Source organism: Oryzibacillus soli (genome assembly GCF_051594765.1).
Classification (GTDB): domain Bacteria; phylum Bacillota; class Bacilli; order Paenibacillales; family NBRC-103111; genus Paenibacillus_AR.
Window position 1 is genome coordinate 290,074 of record NZ_JBPPGJ010000003.1, and the last position, 19,013, is coordinate 309,086.

Consider the following 19,013-nt stretch of genomic DNA (forward strand, 5'->3'; position numbering starts at 1 on the left):
CGATATATTCAATTTAGGAAGTCCAAGGATGAGGATTAAGGGGGAATTCGGGATGAAACGTTTGGGATTATCGGTAACGTCAATTGCAATTGCTGCACTGCTGGCGGCAGGGTGCTCTAGTACCAGCTCCGGCCCAAGTCCCAGCACAGGCGGCTCGGCTGGTGGCTCGGCAAGTTCATCACCTTCGAATCCTGCAAAAAAGGAACTGAAAGGGGATATCACCTTCCTCACACACCGGACGGATGTCGCGGATACCATCCTCACCGACATCGCCAAAGACTTCATGAAGCAGAACCCGGGTGTGAAAATTACCGTGGAGCCAAGCAAGGGTGACGATGTACTCAAAACCCGGATTGCCGCCAATGAAATGCCGGATATTATGTTTATCCCGAATGGCTTAAGCCTAACCAAAAAGGACTATCCGAATTATTTCGTACCGATTGAGGATCTGGGCTACACCCGCGACAATCTATGGTATTACGATAACGGCGTCGGCACAGACGGAAAATTGTATACGCTTTCTATCGGTGTTAACTACCAGGGGATTGTGTATTCCAAGACAGCATTTAAGAACGCAGGGTTAACATCCACGCCGAAGACACTGGATGAATTCTATGCAGCGGCGGAGCTGTTGAAGCAGAAGGGCATTGTCCCGGTTGCTTCCAACTATAAAGACGGCTGGCCACTCGGCAATTACTCCAACGGGGCTTATTCCAATGACATTACCGGTTCCAAAAACTACATGAACACGCTGGTCACGAAGGATCTGTTAAACGATGACAAAGGCGGCTTGATCGAGTCGGCCAAGTTCCTGAGGACCTTAGCGGATAAAGGCTACTTGGAAAAGGATCTAATGTCCACGAACTGGGATGGATCGAAACGCGACCTGGCACAAGGGAAGATCGGCATGATGTTCCTCGGAACCTGGCTGCCGGCTCAGATCGTCCAAAACGGTGCGAAGCCTGAGGACGTAGGCATGTTTCCGATCCCAGGCGCCAAGGCCCTTGTCGGAAGCGCCGATGTTCTATACGGGGTGACCAAGAACTCTAAATATCCGGAGGCCGCCAAAGCCTTCATGAAGTTCATGTGGGATCGTGGCAATATGGCGAAGAAGGTGGGCATGATTCCGCCGAATAAGGACTATGTGCCGGATGAGCCGTTCGTGAAGGAACTAATGTCGTCCAACCTGCCGATCGTGGAATGGGAAGCGACCTCCCCGGCATATCAGGATCTGGTATCCAAGAGCCAAATTGACGTGAATAAAGTATTCCAGGAGTATGTCATCAGCAAAAACCCGCAGGAGATCATCGAGAAATACAACAAAAAATGGGCAGATGCCAAAAAAGCCCTTGGAAAATAGGAGTTCAATAGCGTGGGGTACAGCAGCAAAAAAGCCGGTTGTGATCCTTCATAACCGGCTTTCGCTTATCCTTCCGAAGGAGAGGTTACACGATGATCAGAACAATGAGCAATCGGCGGGAGCAATTCGTCACGATAGCTGCCTTTTTAACCGTGCCGCTAATCTTACTGCTTGCGTTCTCCTACTTCCCGGCCTTCAAATTGATTCAGCTCAGCTTCACCGACTGGGATGGCATGCGGCCCCATTACAATTATGTGGGCTGGCAGAATTATATAGATGTGATTTCGGAGAAGACTGCGCTGCATACGCTGGTCAACAATCTGGCTTATGTCATCATCTCGATCATTCAGACACTGCTAGGGCTCTATTTTGCTATCATTTTGGACTCCAATATCCGGGGGAAAAGGTGGTTCCGCTCCTTCATCTTTATGCCCTATGTCTTAAATGGCGTGGCGGTTGCCTATATGTTCAGTTATATGTACAACTACGAAGAAGGCCCCCTGAATCTTCTTCTCAACGCCATCGGACTGGAGCAGCTTGCTATTCGTTGGTTGGGCAACTTCTGGTACAGCAACATATCTCTCGCATTTATGGGCTTGTGGCAGAACACCGGGCTGGCTATGGTCATCTTCCTCGGCGCTCTGCAATCGATTCCGAAGGACTTATATGAATCAGCCAGCATCGATGGAGCGAATTTCTACCACAAGGTACGCTATATTACACTGCCCAGCATCATGCTCGTTATCGAGATTAACTTGTTCCTGAGCGTGAACGGCGCTCTGCAGGCATTTTTCCAGCCGTTCATCATGACGCAAGGAGGGCCGGGAGACCGTACACAGACGTTCGCATCCATGGCCTATTACACGGCATTCCGATTCCATAACTTCGGTCTTGCCTCCGCGCTGGGAGTCTTGTTGCTCGTCCTCATCCTGATTGTTCTCACTTTACAAAAGGCTGTGGTGAAGACCGGAGGTGAGCACTCTTGACGCGCTTCGATTCAGGACTCGTCGTAAAGCAGCCCGTTCTGCGGTGGTTCAACTATCTGCTCATGTCGCTGTTTGTCCTTATGGTGATTGTGCCGTTGGTCATTGTCATCATGGTGTCGTTTAAGACGAACGAGGAATATATCCACTCGAGCGTATGGGATCTGCCCCTTAACTGGTTCAATTGGGAGAATTACTGGACTTATTTTAAGCGGGGCAAAATGCTGATCGGCTTCAAAAATGTAGCGATCCTAATCATCGTAGCTCTTACCTCGAGCATATTCATGGGCACGATGGTGTCCTATGTCATATCACGCTTTCAATTCCGCGGCAAAAAGCTGCTGCTCGGCGCTTATGTGCTCGCGGCAATCTTCCCAGCCACTACAACGGCGATTGCCACCTTCACCATAATCAAGTCGCTTCACCTGTACAACACCATATGGTCTGGATGTTTACTCTATTCGGCGACCGGGGTACTGGATATCTATTTATTCCTGCAGTTTATGTACAAGATTCCGTTAGAGCTCGACCAAAGCGCACGAATGGATGGCGCTTCGCACTTTCGCGTCTACAGCTCCATCTTATTGCCGCTGATGCGGCCGGCCATCGCAACCATATCCATCTTGAAGATCGTCGGCATTTATAACGACTTCTTCATACCGACCGTATATATGCCGGCTCTCAAATTGTCCACGATCACCAGTGGGCTAATGGTTTTTACAACGGACCGCGTTTCACAATGGAATGTGCTTTCAGCCGGAATCGTTGCCGTCATGCTGCCGACCATGGTTATTTATGTGCTCATGCAGCGCCATATAATTGCAGGCGTTACCGACGGCTCGGTTAAGTCTTAGAGGTATGAGCCGCTCCACTCTAGGCCGATACCGGGGTCGTTCTCTCCTTCTTCCTTCGATTGGAGTACAAAACGAACAGGAAGATGAACCACAGCGGCGTCAGCAGCAAGGCCGGGCGGGTCTCATCCGAGAACAGCATGACCACGAGAATGAAGCCGAAGAGCACCAGAACGACATAGTTGATAAAAGGGGTAAACGGCGCTTTAAAGGTGGATTTCGCCTGCAGCTGAGGCTGGGTCTTCTTATAGATCAGGTGGCTGATCAAGATGACGCCCCAAACCCATATGAAGCATATCGCGCTGATGGTGGTCACGATTCCGAAGGCCTGCTCCGGTATGAGCTTGCTGAGAAGCGCCCCGGCGGACAAGACAACGGTGGATACCAGCAACGAGTTGCCAGGGACATGATTCTGGTTCAGCTTCGCGAACTGGGCCGGGGCTTGCTCCTTCAAGCCCAAGGTATAGAGGATCCTGCTGGTGGAGAACATCCCGCTATTGCATGCGGATGCGGCGGAGGTCAGCACCACGAAGTTGATGATTCCCGCGGCGACCGGTACCCCAACCAAGCTGAAGGTCTTCACAAAAGGGCTTTCTGCCGGTGTCAGCTGCGTCCAGGGGTTCACGCACAACAAGACGATCAGGGCACCGACATAGAAGAATAGAATCCGCATCGGGATTTTATTAATAGCGGAGGGGATATTTTGAGCCGGATTCGAGGTTTCCGCTGCGGACACCCCGACTAACTCCACGCCGACATATGCGAACACGACCATCTGGAAGGAAAGCAGGAAGCCGGAGAACCCGTTCGGGAACAGCCCGCCATGGTCCCAGAGGTTCCGGACCGTAACCGGTCCCGCCGACGTCTTGTACCCGATTACCAGTAACACCACCCCAACTCCGATCAGAGCGAGAATGGTGACGACCTTCACTAGGGCAAACCAGAATTCCAGCTCTCCGAAGAGCTTGACCGTCAATAAATTCAGCCCCAACAGGATGATCAAGCACACCAGTGCCGGCACCCATTGCGGGATATCGAACCAATACTGCACATATAAGCCTACCGCAATTACATCGGCCATCGCCGTCATGATCCAGCAGAACCAATAGGTCCATCCCGTAACAAAGGCCGCCCGAGGCCCCAGATAATCCTCCGCAATGTCCGTAAAGGATTGATAGCCGGCTTTGGACAGCAGCAGCTCACCCAAGGCCCTCATAACGAAAAACACTGCAATGCCCACGATAAGATAAGCCAGGATGATGGATGGCCCCGCCTGTTGAATCGCCTTGCCTGACCCCAGGAACAGCCCCGTCCCTATGGTACCTCCTATGGCAATGAGCTGCACATGCCGATTGGCTAAATCCCTCTTCAATCCCGATTGTGTCACAATAAACTCCTCCTTAGGGGTTGGATTGCACAAAAAAAAGAGATTGGATGTCTCCAATCTCAAGTCATAAGAATAACGAATAATAGTTGCCGCCCAGACGGAATACGACTGTACGACAAATACCATTCCATACTCTTCTGTCCTTTTGCCTGAGATAGTGAACCCTTCGGCGCCGTGGAAGTCCCACGGTCTCTCCAGAAGCTGCTCCTGCTATAGTGTGATCCATAGCAATCATAGCTTGTGAAATATTCAGTTGTACCTAATTATAATCCTATAGGAGTGAACCTCCATGGTCATATCGTAATATTTTGTGACGGAATGTGGCCAGTACTAAAGCATGTTGCTAATCTTTCTATTTCTTTCCAGCAGCTGCATACTGATCGTATCTATCAATTCAGCACTTTCAGCTTTTTCATTTTTCGTGACAAAGCCTTTGAGCAGTTGAATATTTTGGGCTATGACCTCCTCTAGTCCATACAGGGTTGGATGTGATTTCACCTGACTGCTTCTACATGTGTCATATAGTTTCTCGAGATTTTTCTTAAGCATGGCATCCGTTGTTTGTTCCATTAGCAGTCTCAACTCAGCGGAAGCATCCTTTATATAATTGGAATAGTACTTGCTTTCTTGTTCTTTATGAATTGCTTTTTCAGTAAAAATCAAGCTGGTCATGTAAGCTAGGGCATATAGACCTGCGATTATCAATTGTGGTATGAACGAAGCGTTAAAAGATGCATTCTTAAAATAAATAAAAACAAGACCTATGAAGAACGCACCAATAAAATATAAGAACGACAAATAAATAAGGGGATATCCGAACACCAAGGAACTTTTCACTTTAGGCATGGTTATCGTTGATAGAACAAACATGAGATAGGCAAAATGAATAAAACCGTAGGATACCCAAAACGCGGTAGTAAACTCCTTCATAATCAGAAAAATAACGGCATTGAAAACGATAACAAAAATTGAACTTAATAAAATCCAAAGAATGTTAATTTTTTTATTCATCATTAGCCGCCTCACATTCTTCTTGTTCCACATTCATTGCAGAACTTTGCCGTTTCGGGCATTTCGGCTCCACAGTTTCCGCAGTATTTTTTTTCTTTAAGGAGTTTTGTGCCGCATTCATTGCAAAATTTGGCCCCCTGGACATTCTGAACCCCGCATGAAGGACACTCCGTTTGTTTAGCACCAGACTCTGCTTGTTCCGGTCGAGGCTGCTCGGGTTGGATCTGTTGATTCATCATGGGGGCAAACATTTGTGTTGCTACGTCCCCAAATATACCTCCCGCGGCTATTCCCATACCCAAGGCAGCTCCAGCTGCCGCGACTCCACCAGCCTCAGGATTATGTGCTAAATCCTTCAGAATATCGACGGATTGTTGTCTACCCCAATCCTGTCCGAGCACACCCATAACAGCTTTATTGGCATATGCTTGTTCCAATCTTTCACGACTAGGGTCATTCTCGGGAATATCAATAGCACTGATATAAAAGTTAACCAGACGAACTCCATATTCGTCTAATATGCCATTCAATAGCGGCGTGAGAGATTCCGCTATCTTGGTCTTTTCCGTACAAACATCCAGAATTTCCCTTCCGGATTCCTTTATTACTCTAGGTATCTCATCCTTAATATATTGCATAAATGCATTGCGGAAGTACCCGTTAAGCTCCTCCTGGGTAAAATACTGAATATTATTGCCGATTAACTTAAGCAAAAACTTCTTGGAATCCGCAATCTGGATGGAGTACGAGCCTCTTGCTTGAATACTGGTTTGCAGCATGAATACAGGGTCTCTCATTTGAATCGGTGTATCTGTGCCCCAGAAGAGCTCTAGCTTATGTACTTTATTAATAAAATAAACTTTACAGTTAAACGCACTAACTCCACCCGAAAAAGAGCTTATGAATTTACTGATAAAAGGGTAGTTATTCGTACCAAGGGTATACTTTCCGCCTTCGAATGTTTGCTCGATTATGCCATCCTTAAAAAATAATGCTTCCTCTGATTCTGCAACAATAAGTTGGGAGCCCGTATTGAAGTCCTCACCAAGGAATTTCCAGGCGAGAACCTCACCTGGACCATCATTTTTTATAACACTGTATAATTGCACAGGTATACCTCCACTTTTTCCCAATATAGAATACAACAAAAAGAGCAGTTCATGGGACATTCACTCGCCACAATGAATATTCTTTGAACTGCCCTTACTGCTATGTACTTTTAACTAAGCACCTTTTTTCTCCCTAAGCAATTGCTTCATACCTTGTATCGAGCGTTCAATCCCACCGATATCCGATACCGAACAAGAAATGGAGGTTCCGGCTACAGTCGTAAGCATGAAATGCTCAAGGTTAATGAATTCATCTTTTCCTTTCGTGTTTTTCATGGTTATTTTATCAGAGGAAGTGGATACAGCGACAACATCCTTATAGAAGTACTCATCTGTATTTTCATTTCTTTCATTATCGACTAGTGAAAATCTATAGGTATAACAATATACTTGGCTTTCGCTAAAGAATAAAACGGCAACCTCGTAGTTAGAACTTCTAAACAGGCCATCCTTACCCTGTTTCCACAAGTACTCTCTAGCAATATTATCAAAGTATGGTCCATCAATAATAATGGGCTCAATTAATTGAACTTGCTCTTCGTCAATGCCAATCTTGCTTAACCCATTCTTCACTGCATCATTAATTTCATTCTTGCAAATGGCATCTATTTCTGCATCAGTAGGCTTCCCTCTTACTTGAAAATAAATGTGGGCTATACCAGCAACTACTATTAATAACCCTGCTACTCTAAAGCCCACAAAAGTAAATAAACCAAAAAGAATTAAGATGATTCCTGGTTTTAATCTAGTTGTTTTAAAGTACCTTTTATTTCTTTTGTAATTCATTCCCATTACCTCCGAGTTCGTTATATCCTATTATGGCAAAAACCGCGTGGCGGGCAGTTTTAGTTAACAATCAGATCAGCAGGTATCTCCACATTTAATAATTCGAATAAAATTCGAATATCCTCGTTCGTTACATGGTTCGTATATGCCGTACTAAGCTCATCCTTATAGCTTGGAGAAATTCGCAAGTACTTTCTTTCATAAAAGTCATACTTTAAATAGGCTGAGAAATAATTGTAGATGCCTCTATTCTCTATCATTAAAGCGGCATTTAAGTATTCCAACGCCTTATCAATCATAGCCTTAGGGGTCATAAAGGCCTTCTTGCCCTTTAATAAACCAACTGCTGCATAAAAATAGGTTTCGGAGTTATCGAAGTTATCCTGTATCGCCTTCTCAAAGCTTTCTACTGCCTTGTCATATAACTTTAATTTTAAATAACACATGCCCAAGGAGGATTGAATGGACGACTCCTCCGGGTGCTCCTTAAGAGCTTCATTATAGGATTGGACATACTTATTGGCATCCTGCTGCGACATATTATATACACTATTAAAACTCATAATAATCACTTGTCTACCACAGTATTTACAAGTTTGTTCACTTGTTGAAGACGGTTCTCCACATCCAGGGCACCTTAGGTCAACAACTTTGTAAGCACACATTAGGTAATCGATCCCCCACACCACATTTATAATCACTAGGGGATAATTCGACTAAAATTTCCATTTTCCTCCTCATAACGTTACATTTTTTACACTTTTTTAGTAATTGTAGTTGTAAAGACCTATATGACCCAGCAAGGGGATCATACGTAATGAATATTTCGAATCCGCCAAAAGCTCGAATCGTTTGGGAACCGGAAGCAATCGCTGCTTTCCCCGGCGCGGAGCGGCTCGTCACCTTTATCCCGGAGGAGCTGATCGAGACGGAGTTTGCCCCTACCCTATCGTGGAACTTCGCAAGCTATTCCCCGCACAACCCAGAGTAACCACTTAAAATGGACTTTACAGGTTATACAAAAGATGGTACTCTTCCCTTATAACCAGTAATACCGATTTAATCCGGTTATAATGTGGGAGGGTGATTGTGATGCTCATTCAAAAAATGCCATGGGCAGGTATCCGAATCGAGACAGGTGACACAACGATTCTCATCGATCCGATTACTCGCATTCTCGACGAGTTTGGGGGCGCTCGTGAGCCCATGTATCCGCTCGGCTCTTTCGGCAAAGCCGATGCCGTATTGATTACGCATCTGCATGAGGATCATTTCGATCCCGTTGCGATTATAGAGGCTTACGGGGCTGCGATCCCGGTCTACTTGCCGGCTGGAATGGAACATGCGGCTCGGGCTGTTGGGTTGACGAACGCAACCGGCGTTACAGTAGGCTCATCTATTGAGGTTGGCAGGGATGTGAAGGTGACGGCGTTGCCATCCGTAGATGGTCTCGGTAACATCCAAGTGGCATGGGCGGTAGAAGGAGCTGGACGTAGGGTTATTCATTGCGGGGATACACTCTGGCACGGTTACTGGTGGAATATTGCTCATAACTACGGGCCGTTCGATGCGGCATTCTTGCCAGTCAACGGTGCAGTGCTTGAATTGCCGGGGATGATACCAAGCGGGCAACCCATCTGCCTCACACCTGAGCAGGCCGTCGCGGCAGCCACAGTTCTTGATGCCGCAACACTTATACCCATCCACTATGGGACGATGAATGACCCGCCTGTCTATAACGAAACACCCGATATTGCCACCCGTTTGACTGTGGCTTCGGGAGGTAAAGTGAATGTCCGTATGATCAGAACGAAGGAAACCATAACACTGTAACTCGTTGACGGAAGCCTATCATACCCGATACAAGGGAGAGTCCAGGATGGAACAGAAGATATATACACTTGGTGGTTCAGTATGGATCAATTTGGCGAATACAATCGTGATGCAAGAAAATCAAAAAGTGGATGTTCTCAAAGAACCGAGTCTCCTCCTGCAGTGGCTTAGGGAGAATGGCTTCCTCCAAGATGAGCTTCCGGACGATCCGGAAATCGCCACGATTCACGATACTCTGCTCCCCCTCCGGAACATTTGCATGGAAACGATCTCCGATCTGCACCGAACAGGGTGTATGTCTGACCACACCTATGCCAGTTTCGAGAGGGAGTTCCACGACTTGACCGTAGATGTTAGGATGGAGCGCCAGAACGGTAGGGTTCACCTGATCCATGAAGGACGAAGCCTAAAGGACCAGGTTAGGTATGAGGTACTGCATGCTTTGGTCGAAACGCTTGCTAACTATCCACCGGAGCGGATACGCAAGTGCGAGCACGAGTCCTGCATCCTTCATTTCGTGGACACGTCCAAAGGCGGCAAACGCCGCTGGTGCAGCATGGACCTCTGCGGTAACCGTCAGAAGGCAGCCGATTTTTATGCCAGAAGAAAGACTTATGTTTAACATTGACAATTCCGATACATCAGTATATATTGTTACTCAGGTAACACATTATACATGTTACGGAGTGATCTTATGACCCTTTTTACCAAAGTTGCAGGTGCCATTGCTGCCAGAGCTACTTGGAAGAGAGCACTAATTTTGTTCGCCGTAACGTACAGCGTTTACTTTTGCATGCTGCTATTCACGATTCCCTCCGTTGGGGCGTATACGAATGGAATGAAAATCTTCGACCTTCAGCAACTAGGCTATTCCTTTCCGTATGCGCAAACCCTTCTCCATACCCTTGGTGACGAAGGGGCCCGAGTCTATCTCACCCGACAGCTTCCCTTGGACTTTCTTTACCCCGGTGGTATGGGTTTGACGGGGGCCGTTTTTCTTTCTTTACTTATTCCCAGACAGACCAAAGGGTCTTCCCTTCTCATCTGCTTGCCGCTGGCTGCCGCTCTTATGGATTACATGGAAAATGTCATGGTTATCACCATGCTAAACCGGCATGCCAATCTGCCCCACTGGCCGGTCGTCGCGGCCAATTGGTTTACGATTTCCAAAAGCATGCTTTCCACGATATACTATGGAGTGCTGATCCTCTATTCGATCCTGCGGTTCGTCTCCTACATCAAACAAAAGCCAGGTGTTCACGGTGGACAAAAAGATCCCTCTTCGGGAGCGTAAAAAAATTCAAACTCGTGTTTCCATACTGGATGCGTTTCTCTCCGCTCTGGAATCGCGGCCATTTCACGAAATCGGAATAGAAGATGTATGTGAGGCGGCCCATATCTCCAAGATGACCTTTTTCCGATACTTTACTTCCAAGGAAGAGGTTCTGGACTACTTTGTCCTTCGCTGGTGCCGCCAGCGCAGCTTGGAGATTCAGGAAGCTACCTATCAGGGGATGGCGGGAATTCGCCATGTTTTTCAATCGGCATCGGAGATTCCGAGTGCAACGAAGATTCTGGTTGCTCTCCTTCAATACTATTCCAAGCTCAAGGAACCGCCGTCCAACAAGAACTTGTCCATCTACGAACATTCTCTCGTCGCGGAGCGCGCCGATGATGCCTTGCCTCTGCAAGTTCTTCCCCTGCGCGCCATATTTATCTATTACATCGACCAAACGGCTCTGCCCGACGAACGGAAGACCCTTATCGTCGACCACCTGCTGACGATGTTTTACGGCATTCCGTTTCAAGTGTATACGGGGATGATCGGGGCAACATCCCTATCCGACGCCTATCGGGATCATCTGAATTTGCTGCTTGCTTCTCTAGCGGTGTCAGGACGGTAACCTATATATAAAAAGCACCTACCCCATTGGGCAGGTGCTTTTTATATTGGTTATGACTTCCGAATGGGCCTGATATACTTCCAAAACCTTTCCGGATTAAAGTAAAAGTAAATGATTCTACCGGGGGAAGTATCCCAGCAGTAACCAGCAGTGCCTGAAAAGTCAAAGGCTGCCATTGCCCTCTCCACCTTTTCCTCCACACTACGATTTTCCTGCTCATAATCGAAGGGCCCATGTTCAAAAACGAGATACTAGGCTTCGGGAACATCTATCATAAGCATTTGTGGCGGTACTTCGCCTGTATAATCAATAGGAAGACGTACACCATAACATTCTGTACGTGGAATCCCCCAATCGCACAGTCTGCCGTCCGGGTCATTCATGTACGCCATAATCTGACCGCTGCCGCTGTTAGATTCGCTCCCGCCATCGTCATCCAATTTGCCCTTGATACTATCGAGTAAGCCGCAAATAGTTTCGCAATCCTGTCCCGGAATAATGCTTTGCTTTTGCCAGAAATCCCAATACCCATTACTCTCATAGTTTTTAATGTGCAAAAATTTATGTGCGGGAACGGTTATAACGTAAATTTTAACTTCCTCTGTGGATTTCATCATACCAATCTCTCCAAATCCGAAAAAGTAGCGGTCGAACGGGTTTATTTTTGTACGAAGGGCGATGGGCATAGGCTTATTTCGGTATTCACCTGGAGTTACGCCATATGTTCCCTTAAAAGCCCTGGTAAAAGCTTCATGGGATGAAAAGCCATAATCAAAAGCAATATCCAGCATGCTTTTTTCACTATCCCGAACCTCTTTCAGTGCAAAGGCTAATTTTCTTAGCCGCAAATATTCCCTAAACTGCATACCCGATATTTCCTTGAACTTTCTCGTTGTATGAAATTCGGAATAACCCAACTTGCGAGATAGAAATCGTAGCGTTATTGCTTCACCATTACGATTTTTAATGCATTCGTCAATTTCATCGACGATGATTTGGATTTGCCTGTGCCATTCGTACATTCGTCCGTTCACCTCGTTTCAACCACTCTATAGTCATTGTAGAGTAATGGATAATACCTTGCTTGATTCTACTTGCGGAAAACTTCAGAATATGGGCTTCACTACCATTAGTACGGTCTTGGAAGTCATGTGCAAGTGGGGCGAGACTCATCATGCGTCGAGTTTGAGGACGGCTGCTCAGATAACGGCGCAGTCGATATAGCATATGTCTACGGATCCAACCCAGCTTACAAATGCGATCCTCCCGTCGCATCGATCATCTGCCCCGTTATCCATCTGCTGTCCGGGGATACCGCGAAGGCAACGATATCCGCGATATCCGAGGGCTCTCCGATGCGTCCGAGAGCTGACATATCTGCGGCATACTTACGTCCCTCAGGCGTGTGCAGCCAAGATGCGTTTATGTCCGTATCGACAATGCCAGGCATAACGGAGTTCACGGTGATCCCGCGCGGACCCAGAAGCTGAGCCAGATGCAAGGTAAACGTATTGATTGCGCCTTTGGTTAAGTTGTACGCCATGATATGCGGATAAGCAATCCGTGTCACTCCGGATGAAATATTAACGATGCGCCCCCCGTCCCGTATACGTTCGAGAGATTTCTGAACGATGAAAAACGGCGCTTTAACGTTGATCGCAAATAACAGATCAAACTCATCCTCGCTCGTCGCTTCAAAGGAAGGGGATGTGCCGATCCCCGCATTGTTGACCAATATATCGAATTGATTCATGCCGGTCCTGCGGTTGAGTTCTTTATCTAAACCCTGAAGAAACCGTTCGACCCCGTCCAGGGATTCGAACTCAGCACCTACGGTGAATGCCTGTCCTCCTGATGCGTGAATCGCAGCTACCGTCTCCTCCGCCGCGTCATTCCGTGTCCCATAATGTACGGCAACGAGTGCACCTTCAGCTGCGAGACGCAGTGCGATTGCTCTCCCAATTCCACGGCTAGCCCCCGTGACAACAGCGACTCGGCCCTTCAAACGTTTCATATTCATATTGAACCACTCCTTATCATCCGTTGATATGATGATAAACTCTCCCCATGAGGGGAGAGTCAAGAGAGGCTCCACATTTTTTTAGACCTGTATCACCGGTACAATCATTTCCGCCATTCGAGACGGACCATACATATTTTGATCGGACGTCAGATAAATCTCCCGGACCGGAGTCGCTTCTAGCCGTCTGTAGCCTTGGTCAGCGATCCATGCCATCATCATCTCGCCTGCATGGCATTGGTTTGCATATGGGTCACATTGATGGATATAAGAAGCGGCCTTCTTCATACCGGGTAATTCATGAATCTTCACCCTTCGGCTGCCAAGAATAGGCTTGGTGATGGGCATTGCAACCTCCAAATCGGAATTCTCTTCATTGCAATCGGCCTTTCTGTGCCAGATGATGATCATCTCACGGTCCGTTTCTTCTCCCTGTGTGCGGACATACTGCTTCAGTTCGTCCAGCACCAGGCATAATCGGTTATTCGGCAAGGACTCGCAAACGGATGCAACGAGAATAGGCTTTACCTCCCGAAAAGAGAGCCTCCCCTCCTCCGTTATCTTCGCATCCCATTCAATCCATTGAAGTCGCTTATCGACTTCCTCAAGCTGCTGTTGAGCCTCCCGTATTTGTTGTTTCAGAATCTCCCTCTTCTCCAGCAAAGTGCTTTTAACCTGTGTCTGAGTGAGCGGTCCATTTAGTAATGGACGCATCATCTCCAGTGTCAGGCCCTGATCCTTGAAGCCCGCAATGCGTCGGATAGTCAGCAGCTGCTCCGCCGAATAATAACGATAGCCCGATTCATCATCCACTAGAGCAGGCTTCAACAAGCCGATTTCATCATAATGACGCAGTGTCTTCACTGTCACCCCGCTCAATTTGGCGAAAGCTCCAATCTTGAACAATGCGGACACCCCTTTTTATTAACGTTACTTGTGGTAAATGATTTTATATTCCTTCTTTTAGCTTAATGGGAAAATACCGTTGCATTTGTTTATAGCCAAGTCCCTTTTCGATGTCTCTATAGGCACTATCTCTTCCAGCTTCATATAAATAAGGCATATTGAACAAAATGCTGCGGGCTTGATCTAGCTCAAAATTTGTGCTTTCAATCCATCGGCGAACTTTATCTTCTACTTTATGTATGCTCTCGTTGTCTTCGTCAATACTGACTGCCATAGCGTAGATGCCCCCCGGAAAATCGAGCAATTGAAGAGGACTTACATCCGCATTTGTAACGCCATCTTTTACGGCACATATCCATTCCGCCTTATCATCTTTAGCCAACAAAAAATCAAAACAATCGAAAATCACACTCTCGTACAAGTGGCAATACTGCCACAATTGATGCATATATCCCCCTTCTTTGAACATATCCCCCCAGGGATGGGTGCCGCTTGTTACCGCTCTGAATCCCGGTATCCGGACGACCATGATATCGGGAACTTTTTTGTCCAATTTATCCGTAATTTCAATCAAGCGGTTAATGTTGGAGGGCTTGCCGATGTAGTCAATGCTTATCAATTGGGTTTCAATCTCTTTGGCCTTGTTATACAGCAGTTTTATGTCAGAGTTGTCTGCAAAGTTCACTTGCTCGATGTCACGTATAAAATCCAACACGATTTCTTTCAACTCATGCAAAATCGCAATATCGTCGTCTATGTTCTGTACTTTCTTCCCTAGCACTTCCAAAACGACATCAGAGCCGGAGGTGCTGAAAACACGTTGAATGTCTCTTATGCTGATATTCAGCTTACGTAAAATGAGGATTTGTTCAAGCCGCCTAACCGCGTTCTCGTCATACATTCTATAGGTATAGTCATCGCTTCGGGTGCTGGACAGCAACCCCATGTCCTCATAATAACGCAGTGTACGAGCTGTAATGTCATATTTGCTTGACATATCTTTGATTTTGATCAGGTTGTTCATTAGGTTTGACCTCTTTTCTCAATGATCAAGGATAAACCTAGAATAATGGATTCCCCAAAGGAAGAGTCAAGGCTTATCTTAAGTCAATGCATACACACCACTCACACAGTAAAATGAGATTAACTTTTTCCAAGGAGGCTACCGTTATGGGGAGTACACTCAATCCAAGTATGTCGCAACGAACAGCCGCACGGACGGCCGGAATATCATTGATTGTTATGGCGTTAGCCGCTTTTTTCTCTTATGGCTATGCGCATGGAACGCTTGTCAACTTCGAAGATGCGGACGCCACGATGAATCGTCTTATCTCATCTAGCATGCTGTTCAAGGCAGAAATCGTAGGATGGCTGATTGTATTGATTTGCGACATCCTTGTAGCTTGGGCATTTTACGTTTTTCTGAAGCCCTATCACCATTATCTATCCTTGCTCGGTGCGTGGTTCCGCTTGATCTATACGGCGATTCTAGGTGCGGCAATACTGAATTTGCTCAACGCCCTGATTCTCACGGGTCAAGCGAACATTCCATTCCTATTGGAGGCTCCTCAACAACAAGCGCAGGTCATGACAGCATTAGCCGCCTTTGAATCCACATGGTCGTTCGGATTGATCATCTTTGGCGGGCATCTGCTGATTACCGGCTTGGTAGCTTACAAAGCCGATCCGATCCCGCGGTGGATTAGCATCTTCTTGCTGATTGCGGCATTCGGCTATATGTTCACTCATCTAATTTCAATTGTATATGCACAGGAGAATAAGGCCCTTGAAATGTTTACCATGATTCTTACTATGCCGATGACGGTTGGTGAATTGGGATTTGGGTTATGGTTGTTATTTAGAGGCGGGAAACCCGTTTCTTAATTCTGCTAAGGGACTCCGGCGTAACCCCGAGATAGCTTGCCAACTGATTCTGGGGAACACGTTCGATAAGGCCAGGTCTTTTGTGCAGCAGAGATTTGAACCGTTCTTCGGGCGAAGAAGCAACGAAATCGGCGAAGTCCTCTTGTACACTCCCGAAGATCTCCACGGTCATTCGATTCGTCATCGTTTCTAATTGCGGGTATTTATGGAAGGTGTCGTTAATCGTTGCTAGGTCGCCGACAACCAATACACAATCCTCGAGACATGTCAGTGTATACCTAGATCCCTTGCTCTCCGAGTGCTCGTTATAGATGACGACTGCTTGCTCTTCCGTGTAGAAATTGCTGGTGACCTCTCTTCCTAACGCATCTACAGCATACTGCCGAATACAGCCTTTCAGTATGAAATAACACATCGTGGGGACGTCCCCTTGCCATAGAAGAATCGTTCCCTTCTTATACTCATCCACTCGAATCTCACTTGCAATCATCCGTTGCTCTTCATCGCTAAACGAAGTGTATTTCGTCAAATATTTAAACAAAATGTCCTTCACCTTGCTTCCCTCCCTTCGAGTTGTGCACCGCGCCCTAAGATTATGGAAACCCTGCGCTTTTATGTAATACCGTATTCGTTTTTATTGGTATAGTAAGACTACGAAAGCGACTAAAGGGGATATGTGGGGAGGGTCCACGACATGACATCGTCTGAAAATTTCACATTCATCGATTTTGTTGACGCCGCTGAATGGGAAGCATGGTTGTCCACCCGCTTCGACCAACAAGGAGAAGCATGGCTCAGGATTGCCAAGAAGGGCTCCGGCGTAAAATCCATCACCATCGAAGAAGCCTTGGATGTTGCCTTATGTTATGGCTGGATCGATAGTCATCGTAAATCTTATGACCAATCGTATTACTTGCAACGGTATTCCCCGCGAAGAAGGAAGAGCCCCTGGTCCTTGATCAATCTGAAGAAGGCGGAGAGCTTACTGGCAGCCGGACGCATGCAGGCTCCCGGTCTTGCCGAGATCCATGCCGCGCAGGCAGATGGAAGATGGAGCTTCGCGCTTAAGAAAGGGGACCCAAGTCTTTCTTATATTGAACTGGCGTCTTGCCAAGCACACGTCGAAAGTCCGTAATAAAGTGTTGTTGACTGCTGTACCCGAGATCATACGCTATATCCGCCCAATGGGGTTTGTCCCATTCCCGAATGGACTTCGCCGCTCTCAACAGTTTATATCGTTGGAGCTGCCACTTGATGCCGACGCCGACATACTCCTGAAAGAGCTGCTGCAGCCATCGCTCGCTCTTGCCAACCCAACGTGCAACGTCCTTCACGGTCTGCATGTCCTCGGTCTCGATAGCGTCGATAATTTGATTGATTACCGCGATGTTCGGGTCGTATTGCGGGTTGTGGGACTGAATGAGTTCAGCAAGCGCACCGACCGCTTCGCCGTCAGGCAGGGACAGCGTATCCTCCATGAATGGAAGATCGGCACTTGAGAACACTTGTTGTAACGGGATGGTCTCATTATATAATCCCGCCAGCGACCCGCGCCAAAAAACACGAAACGCGCCCGGCAGGAGTCGCGCACCGATAATTCTCCCGTTATCGACCGCTTGATAGTCCCGTTTCTCCCGAAAGGTACATTGGATCCCCGCTTCGTCCCTCGAGAGGTAGAAGTCGACATAGGGGCGGTGCATGACCTGCTCCGAAATATAAGGTTGTTGGCTCGCCCTATTCCAGCTTATGGTCCAGAAGTGGTCAATAAACGGCACCAAAGATTCGGGTGGCAAATAGGTATGAAAGTCAATGTGTCGGCCAAAACCCACCGGGTCCAAATGCCCGTTGGGCTGATAAATCGCATCTGCTCTTTGCAGAACAAGCTTCACTCCGATCACCTGCATGTCTATGAATAAATTAGAAAAGCGAGGGATTCGATATGACAGGTCAACAAAAATTACGCGGAATGGCTAACGTTAGTTTTTGGGCGGAAGATGTTAAGGCAGCTAAGGAATGGTATACCCGTTTATTCGGTGAGGAGCCTTACTTTCAACGTCCCGATGCTGAGCATCCTGCCTACATTGAATTTCGAATCGGCGATTACCAGCATGAGCTTGGCATCATCGATAGAAAGTATGCGCCAGAGGTAGCCAACATGTCAGGTGCAGGAGGGGCCACCCTTTATTGGCATGTGGATGATGTAGCCGGCATGTTGGAAACGCTAAAGGAAATGGGTGCCACCGAGTATGAGCCTCTGACGGAACGCGGCGTTGACTGGATTACTGCATCGGTAGTGGACCCCTTCGGGAACATCCTTGGCTTAATTCACAGCCCGCATTACAAGGAAGTTTGGGCCTCTATTTCTAAGGCATAAATCTTCTTTGGCCGCCAAGTTCAATACACTCCGTTATTTTCCACAACAACCAATCCTTTTCCTCCTGACAACCATGACATAGGTCCCCGCGCAACAAATAAAGATAAATAAGCGACTGCAGTCATGGCTTGGAGCCATCAGCGGCAGCCGCTTTATGATGGGATAATAATTAACTTATTTTCCCGGTTCCGGCATGATCCAGACAACCTCGCATATGCGAACGAAGAAGGTAGATTCCCTATCTTGAAGCACGACATGATCCGGTTTTGCGTCAACTACCATACCGCTCACGGATCCCCGAACCGTATCGAGAACCGCTCTTTTTCCGATTAGACTGCGTACGGCTGCGTACACGTAAGGCTCGACGACAACGACCTGAATCGGCTGGTTCATGGTCGGCATGGGCATGGGGTGCATTTGCTGGTTCATTCCCATTGTCATTTGAGGCATTACAGAAGATGGAACCATATTATTCAATTGAATCCCTCCATTTGGGTTCATAATAAACCAATGTATGAATCCGCCCACAAATTGGTTCTTCATTTAACAAGTGACCCCGTCCATCCCATGCCAGCCAACATGCTAAAAAAAGACACTGAGATTCA

The 19,013-nt window shown here is 47.1% G+C and carries 23 protein-coding genes and 1 riboswitch; of the genes, 11 read left to right on the forward strand and 12 right to left on the reverse strand.

All coding sequences use genetic code 11. The annotated features are described in order from the left end of the window. Window positions 1-52: 52 nt before the first annotated feature. The 3 genes from ACSEXW_RS05525 (at window position 53) to ACSEXW_RS05535 (ending at window position 3,197) form a co-directional block, all read left to right on the forward strand. On the forward strand, window positions 53-1,360 hold the full coding sequence (locus tag ACSEXW_RS05525) for an ABC transporter substrate-binding protein (protein ID WP_438445107.1): 1,308 nt from the start codon (window positions 53-55) through the stop codon (window positions 1,358-1,360). A 92-nt stretch (window positions 1,361-1,452) separates the two neighbouring features. After that, window positions 1,453-2,346 carry a carbohydrate ABC transporter permease gene (locus ACSEXW_RS05530; RefSeq protein WP_438445108.1) on the forward strand — a complete coding sequence of 298 codons (894 nt, stop codon included), beginning with the start codon at window positions 1,453-1,455 and terminating at the stop codon, window positions 2,344-2,346. Next, window positions 2,343-3,197 (forward strand): carbohydrate ABC transporter permease, encoded by an 855-nt coding sequence (locus ACSEXW_RS05535; protein ID WP_438445109.1) that lies wholly within the window; start codon window positions 2,343-2,345, stop codon window positions 3,195-3,197. Before ACSEXW_RS05530 ends, ACSEXW_RS05535 begins: the two co-directional genes overlap by 4 nt. 19 nt (window positions 3,198-3,216) lie before the next feature. Here the strand turns inward: ACSEXW_RS05535 and ACSEXW_RS05540 are convergent, their stop codons facing one another. The 5 genes from ACSEXW_RS05540 to ACSEXW_RS05560 form a co-directional block, all read right to left on the reverse strand. Further along, entirely contained in the window at window positions 3,217-4,581 is a 1,365-nt protein-coding gene (locus ACSEXW_RS05540) for an amino acid permease (protein ID WP_438445110.1), read from the reverse strand. Window positions 4,582-4,708: 127 nt separating this feature from the next. Beyond that, window positions 4,709-4,789, reverse strand: a riboswitch (glycine riboswitch). A gap of 122 nt (window positions 4,790-4,911) precedes the next feature. Further along, window positions 4,912-5,592 (reverse strand): hypothetical protein, encoded by a 681-nt coding sequence (locus tag ACSEXW_RS05545; protein ID WP_438445111.1) that lies wholly within the window; start codon window positions 5,590-5,592, stop codon window positions 4,912-4,914. Window positions 5,593-5,603: 11 nt separating this feature from the next. Next, entirely contained in the window at window positions 5,604-6,701 is a 1,098-nt protein-coding gene (locus ACSEXW_RS05550; RefSeq protein WP_438445112.1) for an SPFH domain-containing protein, read from the reverse strand. A 114-nt stretch (window positions 6,702-6,815) separates the two neighbouring features. Continuing rightward, the gene (locus ACSEXW_RS05555; protein WP_438445113.1) at window positions 6,816-7,487 is read right to left on the reverse strand and encodes a hypothetical protein; all 672 of its coding nucleotides are present in this window, start codon (window positions 7,485-7,487) and stop codon (window positions 6,816-6,818) included. A 59-nt stretch (window positions 7,488-7,546) separates the two neighbouring features. Next, a complete protein-coding gene (locus ACSEXW_RS05560; protein ID WP_438445114.1) occupies window positions 7,547-8,152 on the reverse strand; it encodes a hypothetical protein in 606 nt (201 codons plus the stop codon). A 152-nt stretch (window positions 8,153-8,304) separates the two neighbouring features. On the opposite strand from ACSEXW_RS05560, the gene ACSEXW_RS05565 reads away from it, so the two are divergent. The 5 genes from ACSEXW_RS05565 to ACSEXW_RS05585 all read left to right on the forward strand — a co-directional run bounded on the left by ACSEXW_RS05565 (window position 8,305) and on the right by ACSEXW_RS05585 (window position 11,224). Further along, window positions 8,305-8,478 (forward strand): hypothetical protein, encoded by a 174-nt coding sequence (locus ACSEXW_RS05565; protein WP_438445115.1) that lies wholly within the window; start codon window positions 8,305-8,307, stop codon window positions 8,476-8,478. Between the two features lie 101 nt (window positions 8,479-8,579). After that, window positions 8,580-9,320, forward strand: a complete 741-nt coding sequence (locus ACSEXW_RS05570) for an MBL fold metallo-hydrolase (protein ID WP_438445116.1) — start codon at window positions 8,580-8,582, stop codon at window positions 9,318-9,320. A gap of 46 nt (window positions 9,321-9,366) precedes the next feature. After that, window positions 9,367-9,942: a CGNR zinc finger domain-containing protein gene (locus tag ACSEXW_RS05575; protein ID WP_438445117.1), complete on the forward strand. Its 576-nt coding sequence runs from the start codon at window positions 9,367-9,369 to the stop codon at window positions 9,940-9,942. A gap of 72 nt (window positions 9,943-10,014) precedes the next feature. Further along, a complete protein-coding gene (locus ACSEXW_RS05580; protein WP_438445118.1) occupies window positions 10,015-10,614 on the forward strand; it encodes a hypothetical protein in 600 nt (199 codons plus the stop codon). Continuing rightward, a complete protein-coding gene (locus ACSEXW_RS05585) occupies window positions 10,583-11,224 on the forward strand; it encodes a TetR/AcrR family transcriptional regulator (RefSeq protein WP_438445119.1) in 642 nt (213 codons plus the stop codon). Before ACSEXW_RS05580 ends, ACSEXW_RS05585 begins: the two co-directional genes overlap by 32 nt. Before the next feature lie 251 nt (window positions 11,225-11,475). On the opposite strand, the gene ACSEXW_RS05590 is transcribed toward ACSEXW_RS05585, so the two are convergent. The 4 genes from ACSEXW_RS05590 to ACSEXW_RS05605 form a co-directional block, all read right to left on the reverse strand. Next, window positions 11,476-12,246 (reverse strand): helix-turn-helix transcriptional regulator, encoded by a 771-nt coding sequence (locus ACSEXW_RS05590; RefSeq protein ID WP_438445120.1) that lies wholly within the window; start codon window positions 12,244-12,246, stop codon window positions 11,476-11,478. A gap of 227 nt (window positions 12,247-12,473) precedes the next feature. Next, complete coding sequence (locus tag ACSEXW_RS05595; protein ID WP_438445207.1) at window positions 12,474-13,238, reverse strand: SDR family oxidoreductase; 765 nt, start codon at window positions 13,236-13,238, stop codon at window positions 12,474-12,476. An 87-nt stretch (window positions 13,239-13,325) separates the two neighbouring features. Next, on the reverse strand, window positions 13,326-14,150 hold the full coding sequence (locus ACSEXW_RS05600) for a MerR family transcriptional regulator (protein WP_438445121.1): 825 nt from the start codon (window positions 14,148-14,150) through the stop codon (window positions 13,326-13,328). A 43-nt stretch (window positions 14,151-14,193) separates the two neighbouring features. Continuing rightward, entirely contained in the window at window positions 14,194-15,174 is a 981-nt protein-coding gene (locus tag ACSEXW_RS05605; protein WP_438445122.1) for a helix-turn-helix domain-containing protein, read from the reverse strand. A gap of 146 nt (window positions 15,175-15,320) precedes the next feature. On the opposite strand from ACSEXW_RS05605, the gene ACSEXW_RS05610 reads away from it, so the two are divergent. After that, window positions 15,321-16,034 carry a DUF4386 domain-containing protein gene (locus ACSEXW_RS05610; protein WP_438445123.1) on the forward strand — a complete coding sequence of 238 codons (714 nt, stop codon included), beginning with the start codon at window positions 15,321-15,323 and terminating at the stop codon, window positions 16,032-16,034. Here ACSEXW_RS05610 and ACSEXW_RS05615 read toward each other — a convergent pair. Next, window positions 16,009-16,587 carry a Crp/Fnr family transcriptional regulator gene (locus tag ACSEXW_RS05615; RefSeq protein WP_438445124.1) on the reverse strand — a complete coding sequence of 193 codons (579 nt, stop codon included), beginning with the start codon at window positions 16,585-16,587 and terminating at the stop codon, window positions 16,009-16,011. The two genes, ACSEXW_RS05610 and ACSEXW_RS05615, sit on opposite strands and share 26 nt — an antisense overlap. A gap of 141 nt (window positions 16,588-16,728) precedes the next feature. On the opposite strand from ACSEXW_RS05615, the gene ACSEXW_RS05620 reads away from it, so the two are divergent. After that, window positions 16,729-17,169, forward strand: coding sequence for a YdeI/OmpD-associated family protein (locus ACSEXW_RS05620; protein WP_438445125.1), 441 nt, complete (start codon window positions 16,729-16,731; stop codon window positions 17,167-17,169). Here the strand turns inward: ACSEXW_RS05620 and ACSEXW_RS05625 are convergent. Further along, window positions 17,099-17,923: a helix-turn-helix domain-containing protein gene (locus tag ACSEXW_RS05625; protein ID WP_438445126.1), complete on the reverse strand. Its 825-nt coding sequence runs from the start codon at window positions 17,921-17,923 to the stop codon at window positions 17,099-17,101. The genes ACSEXW_RS05620 and ACSEXW_RS05625 overlap by 71 nt on opposite strands. Before the next feature lie 50 nt (window positions 17,924-17,973). Between ACSEXW_RS05625 and ACSEXW_RS05630 the strand changes: the two genes are divergently transcribed. After that, entirely contained in the window at window positions 17,974-18,408 is a 435-nt protein-coding gene (locus ACSEXW_RS05630) for a VOC family protein (protein WP_438445127.1), read from the forward strand. A gap of 174 nt (window positions 18,409-18,582) precedes the next feature. On the opposite strand, the gene ACSEXW_RS05635 is transcribed toward ACSEXW_RS05630, so the two are convergent. Then, the gene (locus ACSEXW_RS05635) at window positions 18,583-18,951 is read right to left on the reverse strand and encodes a YuzF family protein (protein ID WP_438445128.1); all 369 of its coding nucleotides are present in this window, start codon (window positions 18,949-18,951) and stop codon (window positions 18,583-18,585) included. Window positions 18,952-19,013: the final 62 nt, after the last annotated feature.